The 22,645-nt window shown below is 63.0% G+C and carries 22 protein-coding genes; 16 read left to right on the top strand and 6 right to left on the bottom strand.

Annotation, left to right across the window (positions count from 1 at the left end; translation table 11 throughout):
- The first annotated feature begins 12 nt into the window (after positions 1 to 12).
- From ccoO to BM116_RS15320, 12 genes are all read left to right on the top strand, one after another.
- Complete coding sequence (gene ccoO, locus BM116_RS15375; RefSeq protein ID WP_083727159.1) at positions 13 to 621, top strand: cytochrome-c oxidase, cbb3-type subunit II; 609 nt, start codon at positions 13 to 15, stop codon at positions 619 to 621.
- Between the two features lie 6 nt (positions 622 to 627).
- A complete protein-coding gene (locus tag BM116_RS15370; protein WP_083727161.1) occupies positions 628 to 816 on the top strand; it encodes a cbb3-type cytochrome oxidase subunit 3 in 189 nt (62 codons plus the stop codon).
- The gene (gene ccoP, locus BM116_RS15365) at positions 816 to 1,706 is read left to right on the top strand and encodes a cytochrome-c oxidase, cbb3-type subunit III (RefSeq protein WP_083727163.1); all 891 of its coding nucleotides are present in this window, start codon (positions 816 to 818) and stop codon (positions 1,704 to 1,706) included. Before BM116_RS15370 ends, ccoP begins: the two co-directional genes overlap by 1 nt.
- 218 nt (positions 1,707 to 1,924) lie before the next feature.
- On the top strand, positions 1,925 to 3,334 hold the full coding sequence (ccoG, locus tag BM116_RS15360; RefSeq protein WP_083727165.1) for a cytochrome c oxidase accessory protein CcoG: 1,410 nt from the start codon (positions 1,925 to 1,927) through the stop codon (positions 3,332 to 3,334).
- Positions 3,335 to 3,351: 17 nt separating this feature from the next.
- Positions 3,352 to 3,867 (top strand): FixH family protein, encoded by a 516-nt coding sequence (locus BM116_RS15355; RefSeq protein ID WP_169847273.1) that lies wholly within the window; start codon positions 3,352 to 3,354, stop codon positions 3,865 to 3,867.
- A gap of 7 nt (positions 3,868 to 3,874) precedes the next feature.
- A complete protein-coding gene (locus BM116_RS15350; RefSeq protein ID WP_083727169.1) occupies positions 3,875 to 6,328 on the top strand; it encodes a heavy metal translocating P-type ATPase in 2,454 nt (817 codons plus the stop codon).
- Positions 6,325 to 6,540: a cbb3-type cytochrome oxidase assembly protein CcoS gene (ccoS, locus tag BM116_RS15345; RefSeq protein ID WP_083727171.1), complete on the top strand. Its 216-nt coding sequence runs from the start codon at positions 6,325 to 6,327 to the stop codon at positions 6,538 to 6,540. The genes BM116_RS15350 and ccoS overlap by 4 nt, the downstream gene beginning before the upstream one ends.
- On the top strand, positions 6,537 to 7,262 hold the full coding sequence (locus BM116_RS15340; RefSeq protein WP_083727173.1) for a sulfite exporter TauE/SafE family protein: 726 nt from the start codon (positions 6,537 to 6,539) through the stop codon (positions 7,260 to 7,262). The genes ccoS and BM116_RS15340 overlap by 4 nt, the downstream gene beginning before the upstream one ends.
- A gap of 85 nt (positions 7,263 to 7,347) precedes the next feature.
- The gene (gene fnr, locus BM116_RS15335) at positions 7,348 to 8,079 is read left to right on the top strand and encodes a fumarate/nitrate reduction transcriptional regulator Fnr (RefSeq protein WP_083727175.1); all 732 of its coding nucleotides are present in this window, start codon (positions 7,348 to 7,350) and stop codon (positions 8,077 to 8,079) included.
- Between the two features lie 14 nt (positions 8,080 to 8,093).
- Positions 8,094 to 8,642, top strand: coding sequence for an adenine phosphoribosyltransferase (locus tag BM116_RS15330; protein ID WP_083727177.1), 549 nt, complete (start codon positions 8,094 to 8,096; stop codon positions 8,640 to 8,642).
- A gap of 45 nt (positions 8,643 to 8,687) precedes the next feature.
- Positions 8,688 to 9,557 (top strand): ion transporter, encoded by an 870-nt coding sequence (locus tag BM116_RS15325; RefSeq protein ID WP_083727179.1) that lies wholly within the window; start codon positions 8,688 to 8,690, stop codon positions 9,555 to 9,557.
- Between the two features lie 55 nt (positions 9,558 to 9,612).
- The gene (locus BM116_RS15320; RefSeq protein WP_083727181.1) at positions 9,613 to 10,254 is read left to right on the top strand and encodes a response regulator; all 642 of its coding nucleotides are present in this window, start codon (positions 9,613 to 9,615) and stop codon (positions 10,252 to 10,254) included.
- Positions 10,255 to 10,366: 112 nt separating this feature from the next.
- Here BM116_RS15320 and BM116_RS15315 read toward each other — a convergent pair whose 3' ends face one another.
- Entirely contained in the window at positions 10,367 to 12,160 is a 1,794-nt protein-coding gene (locus BM116_RS15315) for an ATP-binding response regulator (protein ID WP_083727183.1), read from the bottom strand.
- A gap of 158 nt (positions 12,161 to 12,318) precedes the next feature.
- On the opposite strand from BM116_RS15315, the gene BM116_RS15310 reads away from it, so the two are divergent.
- Complete coding sequence (locus BM116_RS15310) at positions 12,319 to 12,816, top strand: hypothetical protein (protein WP_083727185.1); 498 nt, start codon at positions 12,319 to 12,321, stop codon at positions 12,814 to 12,816.
- A gap of 120 nt (positions 12,817 to 12,936) precedes the next feature.
- A complete protein-coding gene (locus BM116_RS15305) occupies positions 12,937 to 13,971 on the top strand; it encodes an NADPH-dependent curcumin/dihydrocurcumin reductase (protein WP_083727187.1) in 1,035 nt (344 codons plus the stop codon).
- A gap of 33 nt (positions 13,972 to 14,004) precedes the next feature.
- On the opposite strand, the gene glpD is transcribed toward BM116_RS15305, so the two are convergent.
- Positions 14,005 to 15,546, bottom strand: coding sequence for a glycerol-3-phosphate dehydrogenase (gene glpD / locus BM116_RS15300; RefSeq protein WP_083727189.1), 1,542 nt, complete (start codon positions 15,544 to 15,546; stop codon positions 14,005 to 14,007).
- 234 nt (positions 15,547 to 15,780) lie between these two features.
- Here glpD and ybaK point away from each other — a divergent pair, with 234 nt between their 5' ends.
- Together ybaK and glpK are read left to right on the top strand one after the other, a co-directional pair.
- On the top strand, positions 15,781 to 16,251 hold the full coding sequence (gene ybaK, locus BM116_RS15295; RefSeq protein ID WP_083727191.1) for a Cys-tRNA(Pro) deacylase: 471 nt from the start codon (positions 15,781 to 15,783) through the stop codon (positions 16,249 to 16,251).
- A 35-nt stretch (positions 16,252 to 16,286) separates the two neighbouring features.
- Positions 16,287 to 17,768 (top strand): glycerol kinase GlpK, encoded by a 1,482-nt coding sequence (glpK, locus tag BM116_RS15290; RefSeq protein ID WP_083727193.1) that lies wholly within the window; start codon positions 16,287 to 16,289, stop codon positions 17,766 to 17,768.
- 380 nt (positions 17,769 to 18,148) lie between these two features.
- On the opposite strand, the gene efeO is transcribed toward glpK, so the two are convergent.
- The 4 genes from efeO to efeU are packed head-to-tail and all read right to left on the bottom strand — an operon-like array spanning position 18,149 to position 22,367.
- Positions 18,149 to 18,982: an iron uptake system protein EfeO gene (gene efeO / locus BM116_RS15285; RefSeq protein ID WP_083727245.1), complete on the bottom strand. Its 834-nt coding sequence runs from the start codon at positions 18,980 to 18,982 to the stop codon at positions 18,149 to 18,151.
- 32 nt (positions 18,983 to 19,014) lie between these two features.
- On the bottom strand, positions 19,015 to 20,337 hold the full coding sequence (gene efeB / locus BM116_RS15280; protein ID WP_083727195.1) for an iron uptake transporter deferrochelatase/peroxidase subunit: 1,323 nt from the start codon (positions 20,335 to 20,337) through the stop codon (positions 19,015 to 19,017).
- A 5-nt stretch (positions 20,338 to 20,342) separates the two neighbouring features.
- Positions 20,343 to 21,476 carry a cupredoxin domain-containing protein gene (locus tag BM116_RS15275; protein WP_083727197.1) on the bottom strand — a complete coding sequence of 378 codons (1,134 nt, stop codon included), beginning with the start codon at positions 21,474 to 21,476 and terminating at the stop codon, positions 20,343 to 20,345.
- A 54-nt stretch (positions 21,477 to 21,530) separates the two neighbouring features.
- On the bottom strand, positions 21,531 to 22,367 hold the full coding sequence (gene efeU / locus BM116_RS15270) for an iron uptake transporter permease EfeU (RefSeq protein ID WP_083727199.1): 837 nt from the start codon (positions 22,365 to 22,367) through the stop codon (positions 21,531 to 21,533).
- Positions 22,368 to 22,645: the final 278 nt, after the last annotated feature.

Raw genomic sequence — 22,645 nt, 5'->3', positions numbered from 1 at the left:
GGGATGTGCTAAATGAAACTGCATGAAACAGTAGAAAAAAATCTTGGCCTGATGATCTTTCTGATGGTGTTTGCCATCAGCTTCGGCGGCCTTGTTCAAATCGTACCGCTGTTCTTCCAGCCGGAAACCACCGAGCCGGTGGAGGGCCTGCGCCCGTACACCGCAGTGGAGCTGGAAGGTCGCGACATCTATATCCGCGAAGGCTGCGTTGGCTGCCATTCGCAGATGATCCGTCCGTTCCGTGCCGAGACCGAGCGTTACGGTCACTACTCGGTTGCCGGCGAAAGCGTCTGGGAACACCCCTTCCTGTGGGGCTCCAAGCGCACCGGTCCGGACCTGGCCCGTGTTGGCGGTCGTTACTCCGACGACTGGCACCGCGCTCACCTGATCAAGCCTCAGGACGTGGTGCCGGAATCCAAGATGCCAGCCTTCCCCTGGCTGCAGGATGGCGTGCTTGATGGCAAGCACACCGCCCGCAAGATGGAAGTGCTGCGTACTCTGGGCGTTCCTTACACCGATGAAGACATCGCCGGTGCTCAGGAAGCAGTCAAGGGCGTATCCGAAATGGATGCTCTGATTGCCTACCTGCAACACCTTGGCACTGTCCTGTCGGATCGGTAAGCAACCATGGATATCAATACTCTCCGAGGCCTTGGCACAGTATTCGCGTTTGTCGCCTTCGTCGGCGTCGTGATCTGGGCCTACAGTGCGTCCAAGAAGAAGGACTTCGATGAGGCAGCCCAGCTGCCCTTCGCGGACGAAGAGGACGACAAGGCCTCCGGTGAGCAGCACAAAGATGCTAGGAGTGACAAGTAATGACTAATTTCTGGAGCGGGTACATTGTTGTCCTGACCCTGACCTGCCTGGGCCTCATCCTCTGGCTGCTGCTGGCGACCCGCAAGGGCCAACGCAAGGAACAGACCGAAGAAACCCTGGGCCATAGCTTTGACGGCATTGAAGAGTTCGACAACCCGCTGCCCCGCTGGTGGTTCGTGCTGTTCATCGGCACCATGGTATTCGGCGCCATCTACCTGTTCCTGTTCCCGGGTCTAGGCAAATGGCCCGGCTACCTGAACTGGACTCAGGAAAGCCAGTACGAAGCAGAAGTGGCCAAGGCCGAAGAAGCCTTTGCCCCGATCTTTGCCAAGTACTCTGCCATGCCGGTAGAAGAAGTTGCCAAAGACCCTGAGGCCGTTGCCATCGGCCAACGTCTGTTTGCCACCAACTGCTCGGTCTGCCACGGCTCCGACGCCCGCGGCGCCTTCGGCTTCCCGAACCTGACCGACAACGATTGGCTGTACGGCGGCGACCCGGAAACCATCAAGACCACCCTGCGTGGAGGCCGTCAGGCAGCCATGCCTGCATGGCTTGCGGTTATCGGTGAAGATGGCGTTCGCAACGTCTCCGGCTATGTCCGCAGTCTGTCCGGCCTGGAAACCGAGAACGTTGATCTGGCCGCAGGCCAAACCACCTACACCAACACCTGTGCGGTCTGCCACGGCCCGGATGGCAAGGGCAACCAGCAACTGGGTGCGCCCAACCTGACCGATGACATCTGGCTGTATGGCTCCAGCTTCCTGCAGGTTCAGCAGACTGTGCGTTATGGTCGTAACGGCCACATGCCGACACAGGCTCACCTGGGTGAAGACAAGATCCACATGCTGGCCTCCTACGTTTACAGCCTGTCCCACCAAGACGAGCAGTAAGCCGCAGCAGTGGTTTGCAGTACCCAACGGGGAGGCCAGTGGTCTCCCCGTTTTTTTTGACGCGACTACCTGTCGCATTGTGGCAGCAGACCAAGAGGTCTATTTTGAATATTGAGAAAGTGCGCGAACTGCATCGCGCATCAGCTTAGCGGCAAAGATTGTCCCTACGAGAGGCCAGTCGCCGTGCACCCCTTCCGCCTGATAGGGTTAGTCTGACCATGAGCAAAATCCCCGTCCGAGATGTAACACCCAAGGTCGAAACCTACGACCTCTACGCCAAACGCCAGAAGATCCAGACCCGCTCCTACAAGGGCCTGTTCATGAACGTACGCCTGGCCGGCGTAGCTGCACTGTTTCTGCTGTACTTCGGCACGGTCTGGCTGCCGTGGGGCGACCGTCAGGCAGTGCTCTGGGATCTGCCCGCCCGCCAGTTCCACATCTTTGGCGCAACCTTCCAGCCACAGGACTTCTTCCTGCTGTCCTTCCTGCTGATCATTTGCGCCTTTGGCCTGTTCTTTATTACCGTGTTCGCCGGCCGCGTCTGGTGCGGCTACACCTGCCCCCAAACAGTGTGGACCTGGATTTTCATGTGGGCAGAGCGCATCACCGAAGGTGAGCGCAATGCACGCATCAAGCTCGACAAGGCGCCCATGAGCGTCAACAAGTTTCTGCGCCGCAGCGCCAAGCACGCCATCTGGCTGTTTGTGTCGGTGCTCACCGCCATTACCTTTGTCGGCTACTTCACCCCCATCCGCGGACTGGTAGCAGACCTGTTCACCCTGCAAATTGCCGGCTGGGCCGCGTTCTGGGTGTTCTTCTTCACCGCCGCTACTTACATAAACGCTGGCTGGCTGCGCGAGCAGGTGTGCTTTCACATGTGCCCCTACGCGCGCTTTCAGAGCGTGATGTTCGACGCTGACACCCTGATCGTGTCCTATGACGCCAAACGCGGCGAGCCGCGTGGCGCCCGCAAAAAAGGCGTCGATCCGGCCGAGGTCGGCAAAGGCGATTGCATCGACTGTAACATCTGCGTGCAGGTGTGCCCGACCGGCATCGATATCCGTCACGGACTGCAGTACGAATGCATCGGCTGCGCAGCCTGCGTAGATGCCTGCAACGAGGTCATGGATAAGATGGAGTACCCGCGCGGTCTGATTCGCTATACCACCGAGCACGAGCTCGAAGGCAAGAAGACCCACTGGCTGCGCCCTCGCCTGCTGGGCTATGGCGCGGCTCTGGTCACCATGATCGTGATGTTTATCATCACCGTCGGCAACCTGGCTCAGGTATCGCTGGATATCGAGCGAGATCGAAACGTTCTGTATAGAGAAACCCGTGCCGGTGACATTGAGAACGTGTACATTGTCAAAATTTTCAACAAGGGTCAGACCGAGCGCACCTACGCAATCGACGTCAGCGGCCACCCGGCGCTGCAGCTGCAGCTGCCAGACAATCGCTTAACCGTTGCGCCAAGTCGCAAGCTGGAACTGCCGGTCAACATTCATATGGACCCGGGCGCGCTGAACGGCGCGACCAACATACCGATCACCTTTGTGGTCACCGCTGAAGACGATGACAGCGTGCAGGCCGAGGCAGAAAGTCGCTTCATGGCACCGCAGGTACGCTGATGAGCACAGGAAGATCCATGACGCACGACCCTTCGCAATCGCCCTGGTACAAGCAAATCTGGGCCTGGTTCATCATCGCCATCCTGGCCTTTGCCGTCTTCATCGGCATCGGCCTGCTACTGGTGGCGACTATGAATCCGGACAGCCTGGTGCGCGACAACTACTACAGCGAAGGCAAGGCGATCAACATGACCCTGGACCGCGATCACCATGCGCGCGACATGGGCATCGCCGCCAACTTTGCAGTGGACTCGGTTACCGGCGATATCAGCCTGCAGCTGGAGGGCGACCTGCCCGCCCTGCCGCGCAGCCTGACGCTGGATCTGATCTCCCCGACACACGCCTCCCGCGACCGCACGGTGACGCTGCGCCAGATCAGCGGCAACACGTACACCGGCCAGCTGGAAAAGCAGATTGAAGGTCGTCGCTATATCGAGCTGAGCGATCCTGACAAGCCCGGTGAAGGCGGCTGGCGCCTGACCGGCGAGCTGCAGCTTGGCAGCGACCAACGTTACCAGCTGAGCGCCCACTGATTCGCGCATGACCCACCCCACCCCCTGCTATCACTGTGGCGAACCGGTCCCCGCCGGTGCGCCCTGGACGGTTGAGCTGCTCGGCGCACCGCGCGCCATGTGCTGCCCGGGCTGCCAGGCCGTTGCCGAGGCAATCAGCAGTGCAGGGCTGGACTCCTACTACCAGCATCGTACCGAGCCATCCGCCAACCCCGAGGCCCTGCCCCAGGCATTGCAGGATGAGCTGGAACTCTATGACCGCGAAGACGTGCAGCAGCGCTTCGCGCATAGTGAAGGCGACGGTCAACAAGCCACCCTGCTGATCGAGGGAATCAGTTGCGCCGCCTGCTGCTGGCTGATCGAGCGCCACCTGCGCGCCCAACCCGGCGTGCTGGAGGCCAGCCTCAATATGGGCAACCAACGCCTCAGCCTGACCTGGAACCCGCGAGACAGTAAACTCTCCAGCCTGCTCGCCAGCCTGCGCCGTATCGGCTACAACGCCCATCCTTACGAGCCGGATAAGGCTTCCGAGCAGATTGCCGAAGAAAATCGCCGTTACCTGCGCCGCCTCGGACTGGCCGGGTTGATGTTCATGCAGGTAATGATGGCGACCATGGCCCTATCCAGCGAGTTTGATCAGGACATGACCGAAGGTATGGCCCATCTGCTGCGCTGGGCCAGCCTGCTGATGACCACACCTGTGGTGTTCTACAGCTGCGCGCCCTTCTTTCAGAGCGCCCTACGCGATTTGCGCAATCGCCGCCTGAGCATGGACGTTTCCGTTTCGCTGGCCATAGGTGGTGCCTATCTGGCTGGCATTTACGCCACACTCATCGGCCAGGGCGAGGTGTATTTCGATTCGGTCACCATGTTTGCCCTGTTTCTGCTCGCCGGCCGTTATCTGGAGCGACGAGCGCGACAGCGCACCGTGGAAAGCACCGCCCGACTGGTCAACCTGCTGCCGCCCAGCGCCTTGCGCATCGAACCAGACGGGTCACGCCAGCGCATCATGCTGGAAGAGCTGCGCTGCGGAGATCTGGTCGAGGTCAAACCCGGAGAAAGCATCCCGGCTGACGGGCTGATTGCATGCGGCACCAGCAGTGTTGACGAATCAGCCCTGTCCGGCGAATACCTTCCCATCGCCAAGCAGCCGGGCGACCGCGTCACTGCCGGCACCCTGAACGTCGAAGGCCCACTACAACTGCGCATCGAGGCGCTGGGCGAGCAGACCCGCCTGTCCGCCATCGTTCGCCTACTTGAGCGTGCCCAATCCGACAAGCCCAGGCTTGGCCGGCTGGCTGACGACGTAGCCCAGTATTTTTTGCTCACCGTACTGCTCGCCGCCGTGGTCGTCGGCGGTGCCTGGTGGTGGACGGCAGACGCCCATACCGCCTTCTGGATTGTACTGGCCATGCTGGTCGCCACCTGTCCCTGCGCCCTCTCGCTCGCCACGCCTACAGCGCTCACCACCGCCACCGGCAGCCTGCACCGCCTGGGTCTGCTGGTCACCCGTGGGCACGTGTTAGAGGGGTTGCCACAAATGCAGACGGTGATCCTCGACAAGACCGGCACCCTGACCGAAGGCCGCATGACGCTGGAACAGATCCAGCCCTTTGCCGGCGTCAGCAGCGATCAAGCCCTGCGCTGGGCGCAGATGCTCGAAAGCCACTCCGAACACCCCATCGCTCGCGCTTTTGGCCGCACCAGCGCCCAAGCCAGCGCCTCCCACAACCAGCCCGGCATGGGACTGGAAGGTGTGTGCGACGGCCAGCGCCTGCGTATTGGCAAGGCCGAGTACGCCATGGAGCTGAGCCAGCAGCCGCTCCCCGAGCGCCCCAGCGGCGATGGTCAGTGGCTGCTGCTGGCCGGCGATCAAGGCCCGCTGGCCTGGTTTGGCCTGAACGACCGCCTGCGTAACGATGCCGGCGAGCTGATCAGCGGCCTGAAACAGCGAGGCCTTGATGTGGTGCTGCTATCTGGCGACCACCAAAGCGTGGTGGACCGGGTCGCCGCTGAACTGCAGATTGAACAGGCAATTGGCAATGCCAGCCCCGACGACAAGCTGGCCTATGTGCAACAACGCCAGCGCGCAGGTGAAAAAGTGTTGATGATGGGTGATGGCGTGAACGATGTACCGGTACTGGCCAGCGCCGACATTTCCATCGCCATGGGTAATGCCTCGGACCTGGCCAAAACCAGCGCCGATGCGGTGCTGCTCGGCAGCCGACTCGGCGCCCTGCTGCAGGCCATCGAGATTGCCAAGCGCACCCGTGCGATCATGATCGAGAACTTGGGCTGGGCTACGCTGTATAATGTTGCGGTCCTGCCGCTGGCAGCGCTAGGCATGATCACCCCGGCTCTTGCGGCCCTGGGCATGTCAGTCAGTTCACTGCTGGTGGTGCTCAACGCCTTGCGCCTGACCCGCATCCGCCAGCCTGCGCAAGCCGCATTGCCAGTCGCCCAACCGGAGCCGAGCACATGACCGTCCTCTACATTCTCGTGCCCATCGCCATCGTGCTGGTCATTATTGCTGTCTGCCTGTTCAACTGGGCGGTCAACAACGGCCAGTACGAAGACCTCGACAGCCCCGCGCACAGCATCTTGTTTGACGAAGATGACCCGGCGCACCTCGCCGCGCAGCAGCGCGAGAACAACGGCGACGCAGCGGACAACGAGCAAAAACCCCATTCATGAGCGACCTGCTACCCCAGTTGCTGACCGCGCTGGCCTTGGGCCTGCTCGGCGGCGGGCACTGTATCGGCATGTGCGGCGGCCTGATGGGCGCCCTGACCATGGCCATTCCGCCGGAGCGCCGCCATGGCTGGCCGCTGTGGCGCCTGCTGCTGTCCTACAACGCCGGCCGCATTGCCAGCTACAGCGCCGCCGGCGCCCTGCTTGGCAGCCTCGGCTGGGCCCTGCAGGGCATGGGCCTGGGTGTGATCCTGCGCAGCATCGCCGGCCTCTTGATGATCGCCATGGGGCTGTACCTGGCCAACTGGTGGGCGGGCCTGACCCGCATTGAACAGCTCGGTCGCGGCCTGTGGCGCCATATCGAACCGCACGCCCGCGCCCTGTTGCCGGTGCAGCGGCCCGGTCAGGCCCTGCTGCTCGGTGCCCTCTGGGGCTGGCTGCCCTGTGGCCTGGTGTACAGCACCCTGATCTGGAGCAGCAGCCACGGCAGCGCTGGCCATTCCGCCCTGTTGATGCTCTTCTTTGGTCTCGGCACCCTGCCGACGTTGCTGGCTACCGGCGCTGCAGCCGAGCGCCTGACCGCCCTGCTGCGTCGGCGCAGCCTGCGGGTCAGCGCCGCGCTGGTAATAATCCTGTTTGGACTCTGGACCTTGCCCGGCCCGCATCAACAATGGCTGATGCAGCACTTGAGCCTGCCATCGCAGGCACATCACGGGCATGAATGAACACCTGTTACAACACTCCCAGGCGTGGCGACGATGCCCTGCTTGCGGTAGGCTTTGCTGATCGAACAACGGAGCTGTGACCGTCATGACCGATGCAATCAAACTCAAGTCGCTGCCTGAAGCGCACTGCAAGGACTGCAGCCTGGCCGCCATGTGCCTGCCGCTGGCGCTGCAAGACCAGGAGCTCGACACGCTGGACAGCATCGTCAAGCGTGGCCGGCCGCTGCGCAAGGGCGAGATGCTGTTCCGTCAGGGCGACCCCTTTGACTCGCTCTACGCGCTGCGCTCCGGCACCATCAAGACCTTTACCGTTGACGATGCAGGCGTAGAGCAGATTACCGGTTTTCATCTGGCCAGCGAGCTGATTGGCCTCTCCGGCATGGACGGCGAGCGCCAGCCGGTCTCGGCAGTCGCACTGGAAACCACCTCCGTGTGCGAAATCCCCTTCGAGCGCCTGGATGATCTGACCGCCACCATGCCGTCGCTGCGCCGTCAGGTCATGCGCCTGATGAGCCGCGAAATCCGCGATGATCAGCAGATGATGATGCTGTTATCGAAAAAGACCGCCGACGAGCGCATTGCCACGCTGCTGATCAACCTGTCTGCCCGTTTTCGCGCCCGCGGCTACTCGGCCCGTTCCTTCCGCCTGGCCATGTCACGCAACGACATTGGCAACTACCTGGGCCTGGCAGTAGAAACCGTCTCGCGCGTGTTCACCCGCTTCCAGCAACAGGGGCTGATCGCAGCCGACGGCAAGGAAGTAGAAATCACCAACCACGGCGAGCTCTGTGCGCTGGCCGGTGGCCAACTCGACTGATCCGGTAACCGCTGATGATCTTTGACGAATACGCTATCAAATCGCTGATTCGCCCGGTGCCGGGCTTTCCGAAAGAAGGTGTCACCTTCCGCGACATCACCCCGCTGTTCCAGTCACCCAAGGCCCTGCGCATGGTGGCCGACAGCCTGATCCAGCGCTATATCGACAGCCCGGTCACTCATATCGGCGCGATCGACGCCCGCGGCTTTCTGATCGGCTCGATTCTGGCCTACGAACTCAACCGGCCCCTGGTGCTGTTCCGCAAGGCAGGCAAGCTGCCCGCCGACACGCTCAGCGCCAGCTACGAGACCGAGTACGGGGAGGCAACCCTGCAAATGCACCGCGACGCCCTGAGCGGCGGCGAACAGGTGCTGCTGCTGGATGACCTGATCGCAACCGGTGGTACTTTCCTGGCCGCCGCCAGCCTGGTGCGTCAGAGCGGTGCCGATGTCTACGAAGCCGCTGCCATCATCGATCTTCCCGACCTGGGCGGCTCGCACCAGATGCAGGACACCGGCATCCCCACTTACACCCTCTGCGCCTTTGCCGAAAGCGAGCGCTGATTCCGGCGGCCTGCATGGCAGGCCGTAACCCCTTTCAAGACTCCCATGAACCAGACACTTGATCTCAACACGCCTTGGCGCGAGCGCCTTGCCGCTCGGCTGGAGCAGCCGCGTTTTCAGTACACCATCACTGCCCTGATCCTTATCAATGCCGTTATCCTTGGCCTGGAGACCGCGCCTTCGGTCATGCAGCGCTGGGGCGGCATTTTGCGCGTGCTCGACCAGTTGATTCTCACCTGCTTTGTAGTCGAGATCGCCCTGCGCTTTGTCGCCCACGGCTGGCGACTGCTGCGTGACCCCTGGGGGTTGTTCGACACGCTGGTGGTGGCAATCGCACTGGTGCCTGCAAGCGGCCCGCTGGCGGTGCTGCGCGCCCTGCGCGTGCTGCGGGTACTGCGTCTGGTCTCCATCGTGCCCAGCATGCGGGTGGTTGTGCAGTCGTTGCTCGCCTCGCTCCCCGGCATGGGTAGCATCGTCGCGCTGCTTGGCCTGATCTTCTATGTTGCCGCGGTCATTGCCACCCAGCTGTTCGGCGAAGCCTTTCCCGAGTGGTTCGGCACCCTCGGCGCGAGCCTCTACACGCTGTTTCAGGTAATGACGCTGGAAAGCTGGTCGATGGGTATCGTACGTCCGGTGATGGAGGAGTTCCCCTACGCCTGGCTCTACTTTGTGCCCTTCATCCTGATTGCCACCTTCATGATGCTGAACCTGTTCATTGCAGTGATCGTGGATGCGATTCAGCATCAACGCGATGCACTGGAGCCGGCGCAGGAGCCAGTGGAAGACCCTCAGCAACTGCTGCTGGCCGAAGTACAGGCCCTGCGCAGCGAGCTGACCGAGCTGCGTGAGCGCCTACCCAGGCACGACTCTGGACCTGATCAGACAGCTTGCATATCATCAAGCCGGGAACAATAACAAAGGCTGTCGCCGGGAACGCACTGAGGCAGCCCACGCGTAGAGGACTCCACGCATGAGCAACACGCTGCCGCCCGATACACGGCTATTGCTGATTGATGACCACCAGATCTACCTCGACGGCTTGAGCCTGACCCTTGGCTCGCTTTGTGAAGGCGTCCAGCTCGACCACGCCCATAACGCCGCCGAGGCGCTGCAGAAGGTAAATGAACACCCCTACGACCTGATTCTGCTGGACCTGCAGCTGCCCGACAGCAGCGGCCTGGCGCTCCTACAGAAGCTGCGCGCCGCCGACGCCATGGCGCCCATCGCCATCCTCACCGCCAGCAACAGCCCCAGTGACCTGGATGCCGCCCTGCAGCTGGGCGCCGCCGGCTTCATCAGCAAGACCGCCGACGGCAAAACCCTGCTGCAGGCGGTCACCCAGTTGCTGTATGGCGCACAGGTAGTGATCAGCGACGAGAATCACCCGCTGGATCGCCAGAACAGCGCCCGCGAAGTCGGCATAACCCCGCGTCAGCTGGAGATCCTCGACCTGCTCGCCGAAGGTCTTCCCAACAAGCTCATCTGCCAGCGCCTGTCACTCTCCGAAGATACGGTCAAAACTCACCTTAAGGCGCTGTTCTCCTCACTGGAAAGCCACAACCGTACCGAGTGCGTGAATCACGCGCGCAAACTCGGACTGGTGAGCTTTTAAGCGACGCTACGCCGGAATGACGGGCCGGGAACGCCGATTTCCAACTCGGCCATAACGTTGCACACAGGTTCGCTGGTCGAGCGGGAGCTCGACCTCCCCGGGTAGCGCGGCGCTAGGTGTGAACTGGCGCCTGCGCCAGCAACTGCTGCACGGTGCGCCGCAGGCGTGCTGGCAATACCGGCTTGTAAAGCAGCTGAACATCGGCCAGGCGCACTGCTTCAGTCAACTCCTCCGAGGTGTCTGCCGTGACCAGCGCAGCGGGGCCGGCATAATAGCCGTGCTCGCGCAGCTGCCGAATCAGCTCCAGACCGTTAAGCTCGCCTTCCAGGCGGTAATCACTCAACAAGACGTCGACAGCCACAGTGCGCAGCCCTGCCACGGCCTCCTCGGCACTCGAAAACGCCCACACAATGCAGCCCCAACTGGACAGCAGCGCCTGCATGGCCTCGCGGCTAACGCGGTCATTCTCGATCAAAGCAACCTGGCCGCGCAGCTGAGGCATTACCACGCTCACCGGCTCTTGCGGCTCCATCTGCCACTCGCCCACCGGCGCCTCAAACCAGAACCGGGCGCCCTCCCCAACCCGTGACCACAAGCCCGAGGGATAGGCCAGCAAATGCAGTATCTGCCGACAGATACTCAGCCCCAACCCCACGCCCTTATCCAGGGTGCGCGCAGGGTTACGCAACTGGGTAAACTCCTCAAAGATGCGCTCCTGATCAGCGTCGGCCAGCCCGCAGCCGTTGTCGACCACGGCAATACGTAAGCGCTCGTCCACGCGCACCACTTCAATCCGCACCAGGCTGGCCTCGGCATGAATCAGTGCGTTGTTCAGGTAATTGCGTAGTAGCCGCTCCAGCAGCAGCGGATCGCTCTGGACCGCCAGATGCGGCGGGCAATCAATCTCCAGCCGGATGCCCCTGCGCCGGGCGTAAGTCTCAAGGCTGGCGACCAGGCGCTCTAACCAGGGCCGCAAATTGAACGAGCGGGTTTGCGGCCGCACCATGCCCACGCTCAACCGCGAGATATCCAGCAGCGAATTCAGCATCGCCTGCAGCAGCTGGGTCGAGTCGGTCAGGCGCTCCACGGTACGGCGCGCCTCGCCTTCCAGTACCTGATCCTGCAGATGCTGGATGAACAGCAACATGGCGTGCAACGGCTGGCGCAAGTCGTGACTGGCCGTCGCCAGAAAGCGGGTTTTGCTCTGACTTTCGCGCTCGGCGCGGCGCCGAGCCGCCTCCAGCAATTGCTCGTTCACATAGCCCTGACGCTGCATGTACTCGTAGATATAGGCGCCGAGCGAGCCCATCAGCGCAAAGTTGCTCAAAAAGATGCCGTCGGATATCACCCGGGCCGGCTCGCTGCCAGAGAGCTGGGCGGCAGCCAGATAGCTCAGCACAATCACCCACGAGCCGATCACCGCGTGGCGCATGGGCAACGCCACCAGAAAGAACCCCGACAGCAGCACCAGATAAAGACCATCGTGCGTCACGCGAATGGGCACCTCGGCCAGCCGGGCAACAGTAATCACCATCACCACCATCAGGCCGGAGCAGCAATAGGCCAGCGTCGATACCGCAAAGGCCCGCGCCGGCCTTACCCGCCCCGGACGGTTGGCGTACCAGATAGCGCCACACACCAGCAGCAACGCCGCCGCACGAATACTCAAGGTGTAGCGCGCCACCTCAGGCGGCAGATAAAGATGATCAAGCCACATGAACAGCAGCATGAAGAGAATAGAGGAAGCAGCGACGACAACGACACGACCCGCCATCTTCACGTGCAGGTAGTGCTGAAACGCCTGCTCCAGCGGCCCGCTGAAGCGCAAACGGGCAAAGCCGCGCTGTTGCGCCAACAGCGCAGGTTCATCAATGCCGACAGCGGCAGAAGGAGTGCTTGAGGTCATGCGAATTTAGGGCCCATCGTTGTTATGCATTTGGCCTATATGCCGACTGGTTATATGGCGCAACCATGGCGGCGTTAAATAATTTAAGAACAACACTTTACTGCTGGTTACTAGCGCTATGCTTTAACACAGGACGCTAACTGACAGGACGTACCTGCATGTCTGCCAACCTCGCTTCTGCCCAGTCGTCAGCCTTTTCGTTGGTCGAGTCACTCCATCCGCAGCACCAGCAACTGCAACCGGTCATGCAGTACCTGCAGCTCGACTGCCCACAACTCCAGCGCCTGCTGCTGGGCACCCTGTTGTGCATGAGCAGCTTGCCAACCAGTCGCCGGGCTGCAGATGCCGTCGGTCCGTTTGCCATTCCGCCACGCTTGCACACGCTGATCTGGGATGACTACCTGGCCTTTCAGCCGGACCTGGCCAGCAAGGTGCGCGGCCTGGCCAGCCAGCACTGCTTCCTGACCGACCCGCACGCCGAGCTGGGCTACAACCTGGGTTACGCCGCCGCTATCGCCTGGCTTGTCTACCAGCGCCAGCACATGCTGCCCAAGGCCGGGGCGTCGCTGGCTAGCCTAGCGCGAATCTGGGAAGCCTCCTACCCCCATAGGGGTGGCCACGCCGAGGACTTCCGGCGCGCCTGGCGCAGCAACTGAGCCCGGCCCATCAATACCGCAACATCAAGCAACCCGATACCCGCTTGACCCCTGCCAGGCGCTGGCGCATTGTCGGCGGCACAGTCGTCGGCCGACGGCCCTGACCAGAGGACAAAAACAATGCCCCAGACTTCCGATATCAATCGCCAGATACTGCTGGAGTCGCGCCCGGTTGGCGCCCCGACCCAGGCCAATTTCCGCATGGTCGAAACCCCTGTCCCCACCGTGCAAGCCGGGCAGATGCTGCTGCGCAACCGCTGGATGTCGCTTGACCCCTACATGCGTGGGCGCATGAGCGACGCTAAGTCCTATGCCGACCCGGTACCGGTTGGCGGCGTAATGACCTGCGGCACCGTCAGCGAAGTGGTCAGCTCCCAGCTCGAAGGCTACGCCGCAGGAGACCTGGTCATGTGCTTTGCCTCCGGCTGGCAGGACTACACCCTGTCTGATGGCAGCATGGTGTTTCGCCTGGACCGCAACATGGCTGAACCCTCACAGGCCCTGGGCGTACTCGGCATGCCCGGCTTCACCGGCTACATGGGTCTGACCGACATCGGCCAGCCCAAGGTGGGCGAAACCGTGGTGGTCGGCGCGGCAACCGGCCCGGTTGGCACCGTGGTGGGACAAGTGGCGAAGGTTCTGGGCTGTCAGGTGGTGGGCGTGGCCGGTGGTGCAGAAAAGTGCGAGTACGCCGTCAAAGAATTGGGTTTTGATGCCTGTATCGACCATAAAGACCCGGCACTCGCCGAGAAACTGGCCGCAGCCTGCCCCAAGGGCATCGACGTGTACTTCGAGAACGTTGGCGGCAAGGTATTCGACGCGGTCATGCCGCTGCTCAACGCCCACGCCCGCGTGCCGCTGTGCGGCCTGATTGCCCAGTACAACGCCACCAGTCTGCCCGAGGGCCCCGATCGCCTGCCGCAGCTGATGCGTCTGATGCTCAGCCAGCGCATCCGCATGCAGGGCTTTATCATCTTTGACAACTACGGCCACTGCTATCCCGACTTTCTCAAGACCATGACGCCCTGGGTCGCCGAGGGCCGGGTTCGGGTAAAAGAAGACCGTGTAGAGGGGCTGGAAAACGCGCCCGATGCCTTTATTGGCCTGCTCGAAGGGAAGAACTTCGGCAAGCTGGTGGTGAAGATCGCCGACTGATCAGACAACCGGATCAGCCAGCCCGAGCGCCCGTCATTCGACGGGCGCCAACTCCCACTCCCGGTTGGCCAGATAAGTGCTTACCCGCGCACGTTGCGCCTCGGTCAGGTGCAGGCCCAGCTTGCTGCGGCGCCACAGCAGCGTTTCAGCATCGTCGGTCCATTCGCGCTCGCGCAGATAGCGAATCTCGCGCTCGGTCAGCCCGGCGCCAAAGTCCTCCCCCATATCCTCGGCACAGGTCATCCCGCGCAAGAAAACGCGGCACAGGGTGCCGTAACTGCGCGCAAAGCGCGCACGCTGCGCCTCGCTGAGCCAGGGGTAGCTCTGCGCCAGTTCTGCCTGCAGCGCGGCCTGGGTGTCGAAGTCGCCACCGGCCAGCGCATGTTCTGCCGTCCACGCCGGGCCCGCAGTCGGAAACCACCGCTGCAGGCGGTCCAGCGCCTGCTCGGCCAGCTGCCGGTAGGTCGTCAGCTTGCCGCCAAATACCGCCAGCAGCGGCGCCTGCCCCGGCTCCGCGTCCAGCGTGAGACTGTAATCGCGGCTGACCTCCGCCGCGCTTGCCGTGGCACTGCTGATCAAGGGCCGCACACCGGCAAAGCGGTGCACAATGTCCGATGCGCGTAACTGGCGCTTGAAGTGCGCATTGACCACCTCCAGCAGATAATCGACCTCGTCCTGATCCGGCTCAACCACCGCCGGGTCGCCCTGAAAGTCCACATCCGTGGTACCAATCAGCGAGAACGCGCCTTCGTAGGGCAGCACAAAGACAATGCGCTGATCCTCGTTCTGCAGAATGTAAGCCTCGCTGCCATGATGCAGCTGTGGCACCACGATGTGACTACCCTTTACCAGCCGCACCCCATGCGGCGAGCGAGTATTGACCACCCGCTCCATCACCCGCGCCGCCCAGGGGCCAGCCGCATTAACCAGCGCCCGCACCAGCACGGTACGACGCTCACCCGCAGCGCTTTCCAGGTCCACCTCCCAGAGGTCGTTGCGGCGCCGTGCGGCGGTACAGCGGGTGTGCAAACAGATCTCAGCGCCCAGACTGGCCGCCTGCACCGCGTTAAGCGCCACCAGACGCGCATCATCCGCCCAGCAGTCGGAATACTCGAACGCGTAATCGATAATCGGGTTAAGTACGCCCTGACCGTTCAGCACCTTGCCGGTCGAGCCGGGCAAGCTGGTGCGCCTGTGCAGGTGGTCGTACAGAAACAGTCCGGCGCGCAGCATCCAGCGCGGACGCAGGTGCGGGCGGTGCGGCAACACAAAGCGCAACGGCCAGATCAGGTGCGGCGCCTTTGCCATCAACACCTCGCGCTCGCCAAGGGCCGCGCGTACCAGACGAAACTCGTACTGCTCCAGATAGCGCAGGCCGCCATGTACCAGTTTGCTGCTGGCCGATGAGGTATGTGCGGCCAAGTCATCCTGCTCGCAGAGCAGTACCGACAGCCCGCGACCGGCCGCATCATTGGCAATGCCCACCCCGTTGATACCGCCACCAATAACCAGCACGTCCAGCACGGCTGTTGATGTGGTCTGGCGTCGTCGTTCTTCCGGGTGTGGCGTGAGCATGCAGGGTCCTTTTCAGCTATGCCGGGGCCGGAACGGCAGTCCGGCATGATTGTCAGAGTGCAGGGCTCGGCACAGGGTGGCCGACCGTCCTCTCTAACGCTGTCTGTTGTACAACGGCGCGCGGGCATCAGCAAGCCGGCAGGCGTGACTCGCTGCACAGAGCTTGGCCAATCAGCACCTGCGGTTTAACCTTGGTAGCCCAGCGCTGCCCCTACACTTGAAACAAGCGACACCATGACCCCCGCAACCAAACTGCTCGACAAGGCCAAGGTGGCCTACCAGCTGCACCGCTACACCCACGACCCGCAGGCCGAGTCCTACGGCGGCGAGGCAGCCGACAAGCTCGGCCTGGAGCACCGCCGGGTATTCAAGACCCTGCTGGCCGCCAGCGAAACCGGTGAGCTGCTGGTTGCCGTGGTGCCGGTGTCGGACAAACTGAACCTCAAGGCCCTTGCCGCCGCAGCCAAGGTCAAGAAGACCGCCATGGCCGACCCGGCAGCGGCGCAGCGCAGCACCGGTTACCTGGTCGGCGGTATCAGCCCGCTCGGGCAGAAGAAGCGCCTGCGCACCTTTATCGACAGTAGCGCTGCAGACTGGGACAGCATTTTTGTCAGCGGTGGCCGGCGCGGACTGGAAATTGAGCTCAAGGCCAGCGACCTTCAGGCCCAGACCAACGCGCAGCTGAGCGAGCTGTGCCGCGATTAATACACACCAACACCCATTTGATCAGGACACCCGACATGGCCAAGCCGATCCTCGCCATTGACCAGGGCACCACCAGCAGCCGCGCCATTATGTTCGCCGCCGATGGCAGCCCGCAGCACAGCGCCCAGCAGGAGTTTGCCCAGCACTTCCCGGCAGACGGTTGGGTTGAGCACGACGGCGAAGACATCTGGCAATCCACCCTTTCCGTGTGTCGTGAGGTACTCGACAAGGCCGGCATCAGCGCCGGCGAGGTGGCCGGCATCGGCATTACCAACCAGCGCGAAACCACCCTGCTCTGGGATGCCGAGAGCGGTGAACTGCTGCACCGCGCCATCGTCTGGCAGGATCGCCGCACCGCCGAGTTCTGCGCGCGCCTCAAGGCCGACGGCCACGAGGCACTGATCAGCGAACGCACCGGGCTGCTGATCGACCCCTACTTTTCTGCCACCAAGCTGCGCTGGCTATTGGACGAGGTGCCCGACGCGCGTGAGCGTGCCGAGCGCGGCGAACTGCGCTTTGGCACCATCGACTGTTTTTTGCTCTGGCGCCTGACCGGCGGCCAGGTGCACCGCACCGATGCCACCAACGCCTCACGCACCATGCTGTTCAACATCCACACCCAGCAGTGGGATGAGGAGCTGCTGCAGCTGCTCGACATTCCGGCCAGCCTGCTGCCCGAGGTCATGGACAGCGCGGCCGATTTTGGCCAGACCGACGCCAGCGTGCTGGGTGCCAGCGTGCCCGTGTGCGGTATCGCCGGCGACCAGCAGGCCGCGCTGATCGGCCAGGCGTGTTTCAGCCCGGGCATGGTCAAAAGTACTTACGGCACCGGCTGCTTTATGGTGATGAACACTGGCGACACACCCATCCGCTCGCAAAACCGTCTGCTGACCACCGTTGGCTACCGCCTAAAGGGCCAAACCACCTATGCGCTGGAAGGCAGCATCTTTGTCGCCGGAGCCGCCATTCAGTGGCTGCGCGACGGCCTCAAGCTGATCCAGCACGCCGGCGAGACCGAGGCCCTGGCACGCCAGGCCGGCGACCATACCGGCGTGTACCTGGTGCCCGCCTTCACTGGCCTCGGCGCCCCCTACTGGGACCCGACCGCCCGCGGCGCCATCTTCGGCCTGACCCGCGACACCGGCATCGCGCAGATTGTTGCCGCTGGCCTGCAGTCGGTCTGTTTCCAGACCCGCGACCTGCTCGACGCCATGCAGGCAGACGGCGCGCAAAACACCGCCGCCCTGCGCGTGGACGGCGGTATGGTCATCAACAATTGGGTCGTGCAGGAGCTGGCCAACATCCTCGGCGTCACCGTCGACCGCCCCCAGGTCACCGAAACCACCGCCCTGGGCGCCGCCTATCTGGCGGGCCTGCAGCTCGGTATTTTCAAAGACCTCGACGATATCGCCAGCCACTGGGCGTGCGAGCGCACCTTTACCCCAGCCATGCCGGAGGCACAGCGCAATGCACTATACGAAGGCTGGCTGGACGCAATTAGACGGGTGCGGGAGTAGGCAGCACGGGATCCCGCCTGCGCGGAAGTGACGACTGAGCACTAATCCGCTCAGCGAACTAACGCCCCACACCACGCACTGTCATCCCCGCGAAGGCGGGGATCCAGACAGGGTTCCGAGCCAGCCCTGGATTCCCGCCTGCGCGGGAATGACGACTGGGTGCTAATCCGCTCACCCAACTAACGCCCCAACCCCATACACCGTCATCCCCGCGAAGGCGGGGATCCAGAGCGGTCTCCAAGGCAACACTGGATTCCCGCCTACGCGGGAATGACGGTGGAGTGTTGGCGGCACTATGGGTTAACCAGAGCCACGTGGCGTACTCAGGCCCATGGAAGCTGACTCCGCATCCACACCGCCAATGGCCGCATCAGATACCGTTAATCCAGCCCCAGCATCCCGCGCAGCGTGGACAGCTCCTCGGCCAATACCGTCACCGGCCCAACCAGAGCACGGCGGTCGCGCTCACTGACCTTGTCGTAGGTCTGGAAGCCTTTGCTGGCGTCGCCTTCGCTCAGGTGATAGTTGGCCAGCGTGTCTTCGAGCGCGGCAAAGTTGCTTTCGATCCGCGCGACAAAGGCCGGGTCGTCCTGCTCGACCAAGGGTTTGACCAGCTCGAAGATTTTCTTGGAGCCATCCAGGTTGCCCTGGAAGTCCCACAGGTCGGTATGGCTGTAACGGTCTTCCTCACCGGAGACCTTGGTCGCAGCCACTTCCTCCATCAGCGCAGCTGCGCCACCGACAACCGCTTCCGGCGGAAAGGTCAGGTCCTGCACGCGCTGCTCCAGGTCGTTCACATCGCTCATCAGGCGCTCGGCATAGACATCCATACCGTCGGTGCTGCGCTCATGGAACAGGCCGTACTCCAGACGGTGAAAACCGGTGAAGGTCGGATCTTGGACGCCATGTTCGTAGTCGTCTTCACGGGCGTCGATGCTGGCGTCCAGATCGGCAAACAGCTCGGCAATGGGCTCGATGCGCTCGTAGTAAACGCGGCTGGGGGCATACAGCGCCTGGGCGCGGTCAAGGTCACCGGCCTTGACCGCGTCGGTAAAGGCGCGGGTGTGCTCGGTGAACTGCTCAAGGTTATCGAGCACATAGAGTTTGTAATCGGTAATCGGCGCTACCAGCGCCTGCGGCGCGACGGCGGCCTGGGCCTGCAGCGCGCCAAGACTCAGTGCAGCGGCAAGCAAAACACGACGGGGAATCAGCATGTTGGTCTCCTGAAAGATCGGATGAATATCAGTCACGCATCACGGGTTGCATCGGCAGCAGCCAGCATGCCGCTGCCCAGATAATCGCCAGCCTGTACGCCCGGCAGAGTGAAGAAGTACCCCCCGCCTATCGGCTTGATGTACTCCTCCAGCGGCTCGCCATCCAGGCGCTTCTGCACGGTGATAAAGCCGGCCTGCAGATCAGCCTGATAGGCGATAAACAGCAGCCCCATATCCAGCTGGCCGTTGGCTTCGACGCCATTGGAGTAGTTAAACGGGCGACGCAGGATCAGGTTGCGCTCGCTGCCGTGGGTACGCGGGTTGGCCAGGCGGATATGCGAATCCAGCGGCGTCACGCTGCCGTCCGGGTCACCGGCGTATTGCGGCAGGTCGTGCTCGACACCGCCGTGCATCGGCGAGCCACTATCACGGCGGCGACCAAAGATGGCCTCCTGCTCCTGCAGCGGCGTGCGGTCCCAGCGCTCGACAAAGTTGCGGATCAGCCGCACCGCCTGATAGCTGCCGTTGTGCGCCCAGGCCGGCTCGTCGTTGCTCCGGTCAACCCAGACCAGTTGCTGCATCAAGGTGCGGTCATCTGCTGGCGGGTTGGCGGTGCCATCGCGAAAGCCGAGAAAATTGCGCGCGCTTTCGGTCTCGCCATCGGGGCGCGGCGCCATGACCGGCACACTGCCCTCCTGCTTCCAGCGCACCATCAGCAGGCCGGGGGTGTTCTTGATGATGTCGCGCAGCGCGTGAATGGTGGTGCCTTCGCTATTGGCGCAGAACTGCAGCGAGATATCGCCGTGGCAACGCGCGGCGTCCAACGCGTCATTCGGAAACGCTGTCATGCGCTCCAGCTGCCGTGGCTTGACGTCAGCCAGGCCAAAGCGCTCATCAAACAGCGAGGCGCCAACCGACAGCGTAATGGTCAGCCCATCCGGGTCGATGGTCGGGCCAAGAATGCCGGAGTCGACCGGCGGATAACGCGGGTCGCGCTGCTCGTAGCTGCCGCCCTGGGTGAGAAAGGCAATGCGCTCGCTCAGGGTGCGCAGCAGTTGCTCCAACCCGTCGCGGTCGCGGGCCAGCACATCAAAGGCCACCAGCATGCCTACCGCCGGGCGCGGGGTAGTGATGCCCTGCTGCTTGTCACCGTGCCAGGGATAGGCTTGTCCGGTGGTTGCGCTGGTGGGGGCATCTGCCACCTCGGCCGCATGCGCCGGCTGACCGGCCAGCGCACCGCCACTCAGGCTCGCGGCGGCGATACCGGCCCCGGCAGCGCCAAGGCCCTGCAGAAAACGTCGACGATCCAGCCCCGCAAACGGGCAACCCTGTGTTTGAGGGTCATGCTTACTCATGTTTTCTATTCCTGATCAGCCGCGGCAAGCAGCGGGTTGACGCTGGCCAGTTGCTCAGCCAGGGCCTCACTCAGCGGCAGCACGCGTTGTGCGTCGCCATGGGATACCTCGGTAGCCAGGGCCTGATTGGCCTCGGCCAGTTGTGCCGCCTGATCGGGGTGCGCCTGCTCCAGCACCGGCGCCACCAGGCTGACGACCTTGTCTACGCCCTGCTGCAGACTTACCAGGTCGGCCTGCGCCAGCTCGCTCAGCTGCGCTTGCCCCTGCTGCTGGTCATGCCAGGCCTGCAACACCCGCCCGGCACCGCGCGCCAGCTGCGGCGCGGGCACGCCCTCGGCGCGCAGCCGCTCACGCAAATCGGCCACGTCCTGATTAAGCTGCTCGGCTACCGGCAGCAGTCCGTCCAGGCTTTTCTGCTCAAACAGGCCGTAAGCCAAGCGCTGAAAGCCCATGAACTCTGGGTCCTGCTCGCGCTGGGCAAAGTAGTCGGCTCGGGCGTTGAGGCGCTGATCGAGGTCACTGAACAGGCCAACGGCCAGAGCCATCTGCTGATCCACCGCGCGGGCATCTCGATAGGCCTGCTGGGCAGCCGCCAGGTCACCCGCCGCGATCTGCTGTTGCAACTGCTCGGCCGCCTGCGCCAGAGCGCGGCCACGCAGCGTCAGGTACACCTGATATTCAGCCAGCGGCCCGATCAGCGCGCGGGCAGACACTTCGGTCACGCGCTCGCTGCCGTCGCCCTCGGTTACCGTCAGCGTGCCTTGGGGGTTGCTCAGCAGGCCGCAGGTCATCGCGTATTCACCAGGCGTCAGCTGCGCGGTGAGCTGCTGGTGCATGCCCGGCGCAATGTTCTCGCGCTCCTCCAACACCATCACGCCATCGAGAATCTCCCACTCGATAGCCCGCTCAGAGCCGTTGATCACGGTGAAGCGCCGCTTGCCCGCCGGCACCGAAATGGCATTGGGCACGCAGCCCTTGGCGGTAACGGCGACCTCGGTGCCGTCGGCGGACTGCCCGGCCGACTTGCCGCCCAGCGAAAAATAGAACAGCGCCAGCGCACCCAGCATCAGCAGGGCAGCCGCAACCAGTCCGGCCCGCAAGGCCAGGCGACTGGGCGCAGAAACAGGAGAATCAGACATCGGAAGACACTCGCAAACAGATGAAAACAGCAGTTGAAAACAGCGCTGGGCCAATCAGCCCCGGGCCGCAGCAGACGCAGGCAACGCCTGGCCGCGCGGCCAGAAGAAGGCGCACAGCGCCAGAGCCAGATACCCGAGGTACGCCACTAGCTCACTCACGCTCGGCGTGGGGTAGTAGCCAAAGATGCCAGCGAACAGGCTACCCAGTGCGGTATCCAGCGGCAGCCAGTCACTCAGGTCAAAGACCACCGCCTGAGCGTGGTTCCACAGGCCCGCCTCATGCAGCGCGCGCACCGAGCCGGCAAACAACCCGGCGGCCACCAGCAGGATGAACAGCCCGGTCAGACGGAAGAAGTGCTTGAGGTTCAGGCGCAGGCTGCCACGATAGAAGGCCCAGCCGACCAGCGCCGCGCAGAGCACACCCAAAAGCGCACCCAGCGGCGCACCATGGCTCTGGCTTTGCTGAAATACCGCCAGCAAAAAGAAGATCGACTCCAGCCCCTCGCGAGCCACTGCCAGAAACACCATGCCGATCAACGCCCAGGTGTGCTGACGGCCGTGGGCAAACGCCTGATCCAGCGCACCGGTCAGCTCGCCGCGCAGGCCCTGGGCGGCGCGGCGCATCCAGAACACCATCCAGGTCAGCATCGCCACGGCAACAAAGCCCACCAGCGCTTCAAACAGCTCCTGCTGGCGTTGCGGAAACTCCGCGCTGACAAACTGCAGGCCGGCACCGGCCAGCAAGGCAAGGCTGACCGCCAGGAAAATACCGATCCACACCAAGGGCATCCAGGCGCCGCGCCCGGTCTGGCGCAGATAGGTTGCAATAATGCCGACAATCAGCGCAGCCTCAAGGCCTTCGCGCAGCATGATAAGAAAGGGAATCAGCATGAGATGAAATCGCAGATGAGAATTAATACGCCAGAATGATACTCGTAACAAAATATGTAACAAGTCATGATCGCGTATCCAATTTGGAAACACTGATTTCTCAGCTGACGCTACAAGAAAGGCATACCGCAGTAGGGCGGACTAAGCCGCAGGCGTGTCCGCCGGCAGCCCTTAATCCTGACATTGATGGCTTGGGCGGTTGAACCATGCCAGCGCAGGCAGCCACAGCCACACCGCATCACCCTGTCCCGGGGACACGGCTGCGGCTTTGCCCGCCC

This window comes from Halopseudomonas pachastrellae (genome assembly GCF_900114765.1).
Classification (GTDB): Bacteria; Pseudomonadota; Gammaproteobacteria; order Pseudomonadales; family Pseudomonadaceae; genus Halopseudomonas; species Halopseudomonas pachastrellae.
Note: the sequence above shows the minus strand (reverse complement) of the source record. Positions and strands in the feature narration are given on the sequence as shown.